An 8,437-nucleotide genomic window follows, 5' to 3' on the forward strand; every position below is an offset into this window, starting at 1 on the left:
AATGCCAAGCCGTCGAAGTCGAAAATCACCGGCAGCGAGGTGCGCAACGCCGCGATCGCGGCGTGCAAACGCTTGGGGAGACGAATCTGGAAACGCTGGAGCGGCTATCACCGCCGCAGTCTGGCGGAAACGAAGATGCACGGTTTCAAGCGACCGTGTAGCCGAGTGATGGCGCGCACCTTTGATCGACAGGTGGCGGAACTGCAAGTGCGCGCGGCGTTTTTGAACCATTTTACCGCTCTGGGCCGCCCGAAGACCGTGGCGGTGGCAGCGATGAACTGAATTCGCCCTGGACAAGGAGACGCACGTTCTTGGGCGGGGTTATGCAACAAAGCCCCTCGGATAGAGGGCATCGATTGGCTATTAAGCGGAAACCGTCATTTTGAAAGGGAGGAGTGCTTGAGTTGCAATCGATTGTCTGACAGTGTTTTTGTACCTAAATAAAAGGACAGGTGTGTGGCGCTGTCGTGGGTCTCCGAGGAGGCTCTAGCTGCCCGCATGCCAGAGCAAAGCCTGACCAAAAGGGGACCATAAAGCCGTGCGCACGCCGGCGGCGTTCAGCGCGTTGCGCGTCCATTGATTGCAGGTCATCAATGGGTTGTAGTTGCCGTTGGCCTGATAAAAGGCGTCATTGCCGTCATAGTGGTAATCCTTGAGCCACAAAGGTTTTCCGTCGGCGTCGATGGGCATGCTTTGGGAAATGAAATCCACCAGCTTTGCGTATTGGCCCGGGGTGAGCAGCATTTTGCGCGTATTGGCGCTTTCGCTGGGTTGGGGCTGATATTCCACGTGTAGCACGCTGTCGTCTGAAGCCAGCGCCGCCAGGGCTTTGCCTGGCGTCAGGTCGGCCCAGGTCTGCGTTTGCAGAAAGAAGGTGCGGCTGCCCCAGCCTATGGCGATGTAAGGAGAGGCCGCAAAGCGGTCGGCGCGAAGAATCTGCCGCGGCGGAAACCGCGCGCTCCAGTCCATCTGGCTGTTTCGCATAGGCAGCACCAGGCCGGTATGCACGCCGTTGCTGTCCAGGTAAATGGGGATGCCCGTAACTGGCGCTTGCCAGTCGCGGTTGGCTGGCAGCAGGCCGAGCGCCAGCGCGGCCAGCAGGTAGGCCGCAGGCATGGCCAACAGGCCTGTCAGAGCGAGAGGTGCCAGGAATCGGAGGCGGCTTGCGGGGCGTGGATGCTCTTGGGTCATGGTTCCGCGAAGGGAAGATGGATGGCGGATGATCGCACTCCTCCCCGGTGGCGACAAGGCAGCGCAATCCGCGCCATAACAAAACACCCCGCGGGGCGGGGTGTCGGGTGGCTCAATGGTGGTCGTGCCTATAGGCGAAGACCGGCAGCTGCCATTCGCGCCATAACGCGGTCAGGCGCAGGGCCAGGCCAAAAGCGAAGCTGGCGGCGATATTGTAGTCGTGCGGCACGTTCAGCAGATTCAGGCCCAGATAGAGCATGGCCACCAGCAGCGACACGCTGGCGTACAACTCGCGGCGGAACACGATGGGCACGCGGTTGCACAGCACGTCGCGCAGGATGCCGCCGGCGATGCCGGTGATCATGCCAGCCATCACCACGATCACCGGATGGTAGTGCATGCCTAGCGCCACATCGCAGCCGATGATGGTGAAGGCCACCAGGCCCAATGCGTCCAGCACCAGAAACAGCCGGTTCAGGTGGCGCATGAAGCGGGCGGCCAGCACTGCGGCGATGCCGCCGGCCACTACCAGCAGCACGTATTCCGGATGTTGGGTCCAGCCTATCGGGTAGCGGCCCAGCACGATGTCGCGCACGGTGCCGCCGCCGAGGGCTGTGAGGAAGGCGATGACGGTCACACCAAAAATATCCATATTGCGGCGGCCGGCGGCCAGGGCGCCGGTCATCGCTTCGGCGGTGATGGCGATGAGATAGATCAGGGTCAGCATGATTTCACACGATTGCGGCAGTTGCGCGCCGGAGGGGCCGGCAGACGGGGAAGCGGGAACGGAACGAGTGCAGGGCGCCGGAAAACGTCGGGCGCGCCGCTGGATGAAGAGCGGGACAAGGCAGACTCCTGGGTGGATTCCGGGCTACGGAACAGCCTCTCCCCTTGTCCTTTTACCTGAGAGTTGCATGGCCTTTGGCCACTTGCCCCTTCGGTGGGCTGCTCGCGGCAGCCTCTCTCCAATCGGCTTGAATCAATGAAACACTGCGGTACGGCTTGCCTGAGCGATTATGGGAGCTTGCGTCTTCGGCGGGGGCGTGGCCCCTCTCTCCCGCAGAGAGTCACTATATTAGCTTTTGCTATTGGAATAGTCAACGGCAGCACCGGGGCGCGTTTGCGCCCCGGCTGTGCTCGGTCAGGATTTGGCTTGCGGTTTGGCGCGGGGACTTGTCTTGCCGGTTTTGGCCGGCGCGGCCTCTCCCGGCACCTGGCCATTGGCCTTGGCCGGCGCTTTTCGCGCGCTGGCCGGCTTGGCCGCGACAACTGGCTTGGCTTCCTCCGACTTCACCGCGGCTTGGGCTGTCGGTCTGTTTTCCGGCGCGGTTTTCGCGGTCTGACGCGTGGCGGCAGGTTTGCCGGATTTGGGCTTGACCGCTGGAGCGGAGGTGGTTGCGGGTTTTGCCGATGGCTTGGCGGCAGCGGGTTTGGGCAATAGCTGGATCGCAGGCGCGGCGGGCGGTTCGGCCCTGGCTTGCCCGTTGATTTCCAACTGCAACACTTGCGCCACTTCGTCCAGCCGCGCCTGATGTTCCGGAGGTATGGCGCCGCGCAATGACAGCAGGTCGCGCGCCAGCATCCACGCCTGATGGCGGCGGTGCGGGTCAGGTAGTAGCAGGGTCAAGCCCTGTAGCGCGCGCGGCGCATCCAGTCGCACCAAGAATACCTGGTGGCGGACGATGTCCTTGAGCTGCATCAGCGTCAGCGGGTATTCGTGGCGCACGTCGCGCATCACGCGGCGGATGGCGTTGAACGGCCGCTCATCCACCACGCCCATGCCGATGCTGACGTACAGCAGCAGCCGGACGAAGCCGTCGGCCAGCGTGCCCTGCTCAAAGCTGGGGTCCAGCGCCTCGCGCTTCAGGCGCGCCAGCTCGCGGCTTTCCCAGGCCAGCACGTGCTTGCGCGGCTCGCTGGCTGGCCGCACGCCGACCAGGGTAGCCAGCTGCGGCGACTCGTAGACGGCGCGGAACAGTTGCTCCTGGGTGGCATCGCGCAGGTCGCGGTATTGGTCCAGCGACTGGGCGATGAAATGGGAGAGCTGCTCCTGCCATTGCCACAGCGGGTTGCTTTCCGCCACTGGCCGGCGTTGTTCGCGCACTTGGGCGGCGAGGCCGGGCAGCCACCACAGCCAGGGATTCTTCGGAGAGATCAGCGTGCGTTCCAGCCGGGCCGGGTGGAGCTCGCGCAGCAGGCGGGCGCTGGCTTCGTTGCCGATGGCGCGCAGCGCGGGGGAGAGGTAGCGGTCGTACACGCCCTGGTTGATCTCCGACACCCGCTTCACCACCTCGAAGGCGCGTTCGTCGTCGCGGCCGTCGTCCAGCGCCAGGATGTCGGGCACGTCGCGCGCTTCGAAGCGGATGATGTAGCGACCTTCTATGTATTCCTGGCCGGGCGCGTCCGGCGCGATGTCTTCGATGATGGCTTCATACAGGCCGGGGGCCAGCACGTCTATCAGGTCCAGCGCGCTGGCGAATTCGCTGTGTTCCTTGTTGGCGATGCCGGCGGACACGAAGATGCCCAGGTGTCCCACCTTGCTGTGCAGTGCGTAGACGATGGTCTGTTCGTTGTCGCGGATGTCCTCGACGCTGTCGTAGAGGTCGGCGATCCAGTTCAGCGCCTGTTGCGGCGGGGTGATGTTGTCGCCCCAGGAGGCGAACACCACGATGGGCGAGCGGATGTTGCGCATGTCCACCCGCACCTTGCCATCATGGCTGGCGATCTTGCCGTGGACCAGATCGTTGCCGACGAACAGTTTCTGGGCGATCCACTCCATCTCTACCTTGTTGAGCAGGTAATGGCCGCCCCACCAGCGCTCGAAGTCCAGATAGCGTTGCAGTTCGGTATCCACCTTGGAGTAAAGGTTGTAAGACTTCTTCCACAGGGTGTTGGCCGGGTCCAGTTTTTCGAAGTTGTTGACCAGGTGGGCCCCGTCGAAGTGGCCGTTGCCCAGATCGCCGGCCAGCGACGCGGTCCAGGTGCCGCCGTTCAGCCCGCCGGCGTAGCGCATCGGATTTTTGCCGCGGACGCCGGCCCAGTAGGACAGCGGCGATCCGGCCAGCAGGATGGGGCCCACCAGTTCCGGCGCCACCGCGGCCAGCATCGCCAGCGCCCAGCCGCCCTGGCAGTTGCCAATGACGAAGGGTTTGCCGTCGGAGTCGGGGTGCAGCTCGTTGACACGCTTGAGGAAGGCGCCTTCGGCCTTGCTGACGCTTTCTATGGTCTGGCCGGGCTCGGGCTGTGGGAAGAACATCACGAAGTAGCAGGGGTGGCCTTGTTGCAGCGCGATGCCGATTTCGCTGTCCATTTTGAAGCCGCCTATGCCCGGGCCGTGGCCGGCGCGCGGGTCTATCACCACGAAGGGACGCAGGGCCGGGTTGGTGGGCGGGCAACTGGGCGGCGGCGCGATGGCCGCCAGCGCGTAATTGGCCGGATCGGGCAGTTCGCGCCCGTCCTGGATGATCTTGTAGTCGAACACCAGTACCGGCGGCTTGCCGCTCTCACAGTGTTCCAGGTAAGTGGCGCCGCGCTGGTAGAGCACGTCCCAGTACAGGATGCCGCGCTGGCAGGCGTCCAGCCAGTAATCAAACAGCGGTTGTGCGAACGGGGGAGTCCCGCCTTGAACTGCAGTAGCTGACCACATTGCAACCCCTTGCTTTGGAAAAGATGGAGACAGGCGTGGCGGCCGATGACAAGGCCATGGACGCCACTGTACTCGCTTGATGCTGCAATGCAATAAAAGCGGATGGTCTGAGCCTGGTCTGTGGCGCGCAGCCATCAATTTGTTGCGGCGCAAACAGGAGTTCGAGTCGCTGCGGCCGTTTCCAGTTCCTTGACCATCACCACGCTGGCGTAGGCTTTGTCCGGCCATTGCAGCGGGGCCTCGACGCGGTAGCCGCGCTTGCCGTAGCGCTCCACCAGATGGGACGCGGGTTTGGCGGTGTCCAGGCGGATGCGGAGATAGCCCTGGCTGCGGGCCCAGGCTTCGGCGGCGTCCATCAGCAGGGAGCCCAGGCCGCAGCCTTGCCAGACGGGATCGACGCCGAACTGCATCAGCACCGCGCTATCCGGCTGGCGGAATTGCGGGCAGGGCGAGGCCGGCAGCGGATGATGCACCGTGATGGTGCCGGCCAGCGCATTCCCGCGCCATGCCAGCAGGCAGTGGCCGCCGGCGATGCGGCGGCGGGTCACGGCCACGCTCTGGTCCACCGCGGTGTAGCGCAGGCCCATTGAGGCCAGCTGAGCGTAGGCGCGGTGCAGCAGCGCGGTCAGTTGTTCCAGGGAGTCGGTTTCGGCCAGCGGGCGCAGCGTGAACATGTTTTCAACCATCCGGTGCGGGAAACCGGGGGTGAAGCAATTGTCATGCCGGGCGAATGTCGCTGCGCCCCCAGTCGCCGGCAATCTCTTCGCTGATCAATTCCTGGCTGATGAAGTCGATGAAGGCGCGCACCGCCGGCGACAGGCCGCGGCGGGTGGGAAAGGCGGCGTGCAGGATGCCCCAGGGAAAATCGTATTGCGGCAGGATGTGGCGCAGCTTGCCGTCAGCCAGCGCCTGATGACAGACATTGCGCGGCAGAGCGGTGATGCCCAGTCCGGCGATGGCGGCCTCCAGCAGCACGATCATGTCGTCGGTCATCAGCCTGGGCGTGTCGATGTGTATGGTGTAGCTTTGGCCGACATTGTCCAGCAGCATCCACTGGCCGCGGCTGTCGGGCCGGCTCATGGTCAGCGCCGGCAATGCGGCCAGCCGCTCCGGGGTTTGCGGTTCGCCATGCTGTTCGATGAAGGTGGGGCTGGCGACCAGGATCACCCGGCTCTTACCCAGCCGCCGCACCACCAGGCTGGCGCTGTCCTCGATCACATTGCGCACCCGGATCGCCACGTCCACGCCTTCCTCGATCAGGTCCACCCTGCGGTTGGTGGAGTCCAGCGCAATGCGCACCTGCGGGTAACGCGCCAGGAAACGCGGCACTGCCGCGCTCAGCATGGTTTTGGACAATAGCTCGGGGCAACTGACGCGGATCAGGCCGCGCGGTTCGGCGCTGCTTTGCAGCACGGTCTCGTTGGCGGCTTCGGCTTCCGCCAGCATCGCCTGGCAGTGCTGATAGTACTGGCTGCCGATTTCGGTCAGGGCCAGCCGGCGGGTGGTCCGCTGCAGCAGGCGCACGCCCAGCCGGTGTTCCAGTTCGGCCACCCGCCGCGACAAGCGCGATTTGGGAATGCCCAGCACCCGGCCGGCGGCCATGAAGCCGCCGTGCTCGACCACCTTGGCGAAATACAACAGGTCGTTCAAGTCTTGCATTTTATTGTCCCACTGGTAGAACAATGTTTCCAATTTTAGTAGTCTATTCGGAATTGTTGCACCTGCCTATCATGCAGTCATTCCCGCCTGACATTGAAAGACTGCCAAATGAAACTGCTCCATCTCGATTCCAGCATCCTGGCCGACAATTCCGTTACCCGCGAGCTGTCCGCCGTCGTCGCCAATACGCTGCGCCAGCGCCACGCCGATGTTGAAACCACCTACCGTGACCTCGCCGCCAACCCCATCGCCCACCTGTCCGGCGAGATCGTCGGCGCGCGCTTCGTCGCCGAGGCGGACTGGACCGCGACGCAGCGCAGCGAAAGCGCGCTGAACGATCAGTTGATCGAAGAATTCATCGCCGCCGACGTGCTGATAATCGGCGCACCGATGTACAACTTCTCCATTCCTTCGCAGCTGAAGAGCTGGATCGACCGCGTAGCGGTAGCCGGCCGCACCTTCAAATACAGCGAAAACGGCCCGGTGGGCCTGGTGCCGAACAAGAAGGTGGTGCTGGTTTCGGGCCGCGGCGGCGTGCACAGCGGCGAGCAGGGCAGTTTGATGGATTTTCAGGAGGACTTTCTGGTGAAGGTGCTGGGCTTCCTGGGCGTGACCGATGTGGAAATCGTCCGCGCCGAAGCCATCGGCATGGGGCCGGACAAGCGCGCCACCTCGATCCACCTGGCCAAGGAAGCCATCGCCAAGCTGGCGCTGTGATTCCGGCTGGAGGAAAACGCCAAAGCCCCGCAAAAGTGCGGGGCTTTTCCATGTCGGCCCGATCTTAGTCCAGCGGCAGCCTGAGGGCATGCTCGACGCTGGATTCGCTCAGGTGGCGGCGCATGATCGCCCGCAACGAGCCATCATGGTACATGCGGATGATTTCGTCGTTCCAGCGCGCGGCCGCCTCCTGGCTGAAGCGCGCCTTGCTCAGCGCGAGGCCGCCTGAGATGGTTTCCGTATCCGGAAAGAAGTCGTGCACGGTGACCTGCTGGCTGGCCTGATGGCTTTGCAGCCAGGGGTCGTAGCTGACCGGATGGCCGAAGGCGGCGGTGACTACGCCGCTGCACACCATTTTGTACAGATCGTCCTCGTTTTCCGCCATCACCACTTTGTGCTGCTGCACCAAGTCTTCCAGCAGTTTATCCTGGGCCGGGCTGTGGCGGTAGCCGCGTATCATGCCCCAGCGCAGATTGGGCAGCTGCAGCAGCTCGGGCAGCGAGGATGCCTGCACGCCGCGATGCAGCAGCACCATGTTCTTGCTGTGGTGGTAGGTGAGCAGCCACAGGTAGCGTTTGCGTTCCGGCGTGATCAGCGTCGAGGTGCCGATGTCGGCCTGGCCGATTTCCAGCAGCTTCAGCACCCGCGGGCGGGGGTAGTCGCTCTCGTTCTGGATGGGGCAATTCAGCCGCCGCGCCAGCTCGTGGATGATTTCCGGATCGTAGCCCTTGCCTTTGTGGTAGGCCACGCCGAAGTCGTAATAGGCGATGACCAGCGGCCCTTGCGGGCATGCGGCGTTGGGGGCGGCCCATGCGGTGGGCAGCATCAGCAACAACGCGCAGCCTACTAGCCATTTCATGTTTCGCTCCGTGGCACCGGACAGCCTGGTCCGGCGGATCAATTAATGGGCAGCCGCATCATCTGCTTGGCGGCGCCTTCGTTGAGGAAGCGTTGCATGATGACGTACAGGCTGCCGTCCTGGTACATCTTCACCAGTTCCTGATGCCATTTCTCCGCCGCCTCCTGGCTGAAGCGGCTTTTGCTCAGCGCGAGGCCGCTGGCGACCATGTCGGCCTCGGGAAACAGGTCGAGTATGGTGATCTGCCGGGCGGCCAGAGGGTCGCGCAGCCAGCGGCCGTAGCTGAGCGGCTGGGCAAAGGCGGCGGTGACTACGCCGCTGCTCAGCATCTTGTAAAGATCGTCTTCGTCTTCGGCAATCACCAC

Annotated in this window: 7 protein-coding genes, 2 pseudogenes and 2 riboswitches; of the genes and pseudogenes, 2 read left to right on the forward strand and 7 right to left on the reverse strand. The window is 63.8% G+C overall.

Going from position 1 to position 8,437, the window contains the following annotated elements:
* Window positions 1-282: pseudogene (locus tag BI344_RS15830) on the forward strand (IS5/IS1182 family transposase); the annotation flags it as partial.
* Between the two features lie 204 nt (window positions 283-486).
* Here BI344_RS15830 and BI344_RS15835 read toward each other — a convergent pair.
* The 5 genes from BI344_RS15835 to BI344_RS15855 form a co-directional block, all read right to left on the reverse strand.
* A complete protein-coding gene (locus BI344_RS15835) occupies window positions 487-1,248 on the reverse strand; it encodes a TIGR02117 family protein (protein WP_139167050.1) in 762 nt (253 codons plus the stop codon).
* A 55-nt stretch (window positions 1,249-1,303) separates the two neighbouring features.
* Window positions 1,304-1,918 carry a trimeric intracellular cation channel family protein gene (locus BI344_RS15840; protein WP_071113839.1) on the reverse strand — a complete coding sequence of 205 codons (615 nt, stop codon included), beginning with the start codon at window positions 1,916-1,918 and terminating at the stop codon, window positions 1,304-1,306.
* A gap of 154 nt (window positions 1,919-2,072) precedes the next feature.
* A riboswitch (glycine riboswitch) is annotated at window positions 2,073-2,170 on the reverse strand.
* 4 nt (window positions 2,171-2,174) lie between these two features.
* Window positions 2,175-2,261, reverse strand: a riboswitch (glycine riboswitch).
* A gap of 71 nt (window positions 2,262-2,332) precedes the next feature.
* Window positions 2,333-4,837, reverse strand: a complete 2,505-nt coding sequence (locus tag BI344_RS15845) for a DUF3141 domain-containing protein (RefSeq protein WP_071113840.1) — start codon at window positions 4,835-4,837, stop codon at window positions 2,333-2,335.
* A 134-nt stretch (window positions 4,838-4,971) separates the two neighbouring features.
* The gene (locus tag BI344_RS15850) at window positions 4,972-5,511 is read right to left on the reverse strand and encodes a GNAT family N-acetyltransferase (protein WP_071113841.1); all 540 of its coding nucleotides are present in this window, start codon (window positions 5,509-5,511) and stop codon (window positions 4,972-4,974) included.
* A gap of 43 nt (window positions 5,512-5,554) precedes the next feature.
* Window positions 5,555-6,496: a LysR substrate-binding domain-containing protein gene (locus BI344_RS15855; protein ID WP_071113845.1), complete on the reverse strand. Its 942-nt coding sequence runs from the start codon at window positions 6,494-6,496 to the stop codon at window positions 5,555-5,557.
* Between the two features lie 108 nt (window positions 6,497-6,604).
* Here BI344_RS15855 and BI344_RS15860 point away from each other — a divergent pair, with 108 nt between their 5' ends.
* On the forward strand, window positions 6,605-7,213 hold the full coding sequence (locus BI344_RS15860; protein ID WP_071113842.1) for an FMN-dependent NADH-azoreductase: 609 nt from the start codon (window positions 6,605-6,607) through the stop codon (window positions 7,211-7,213).
* Window positions 7,214-7,277: 64 nt separating this feature from the next.
* Here BI344_RS15860 and BI344_RS15865 read toward each other — a convergent pair whose 3' ends face one another.
* Both BI344_RS15865 and BI344_RS15870 read right to left on the reverse strand, forming a co-directional pair.
* On the reverse strand, window positions 7,278-8,072 hold the full coding sequence (locus BI344_RS15865) for a substrate-binding periplasmic protein (protein ID WP_083370252.1): 795 nt from the start codon (window positions 8,070-8,072) through the stop codon (window positions 7,278-7,280).
* A 38-nt stretch (window positions 8,073-8,110) separates the two neighbouring features.
* A pseudogene (locus tag BI344_RS15870) lies at window positions 8,111-8,437 on the reverse strand (substrate-binding periplasmic protein); the annotation flags it as partial.

This window comes from Chromobacterium sphagni (assembly GCF_001855555.1).
In the GTDB taxonomy this organism is placed as follows: domain Bacteria; phylum Pseudomonadota; class Gammaproteobacteria; order Burkholderiales; family Chromobacteriaceae; genus Chromobacterium; species Chromobacterium sphagni.

What these genes read in the sequence shown, in the direction of transcription:
- BI344_RS15865 (WP_083370252.1), bottom strand. Translation starts at nt 8,072, where the DNA reads ATGAAATGGCTAGTAGGCTGCGCGTTGTTGCTGATGCTGCCCACCGCA.
- BI344_RS15855 (WP_071113845.1), bottom strand. Translation starts at nt 6,496, where the DNA reads ATGCAAGACTTGAACGACCTGTTGTATTTCGCCAAGGTGGTCGAGCAC.
- BI344_RS15840 (WP_071113839.1), bottom strand. Translation starts at nt 1,918, where the DNA reads ATGCTGACCCTGATCTATCTCATCGCCATCACCGCCGAAGCGATGACC.
- BI344_RS15845 (WP_071113840.1), bottom strand. Translation starts at nt 4,837, where the DNA reads ATGTGGTCAGCTACTGCAGTTCAAGGCGGGACTCCCCCGTTCGCACAA.
- BI344_RS15860 (WP_071113842.1), top strand. Translation starts at nt 6,605, where the DNA reads ATGAAACTGCTCCATCTCGATTCCAGCATCCTGGCCGACAATTCCGTT.
- BI344_RS15850 (WP_071113841.1), bottom strand. Translation starts at nt 5,511, where the DNA reads ATGTTCACGCTGCGCCCGCTGGCCGAAACCGACTCCCTGGAACAACTG.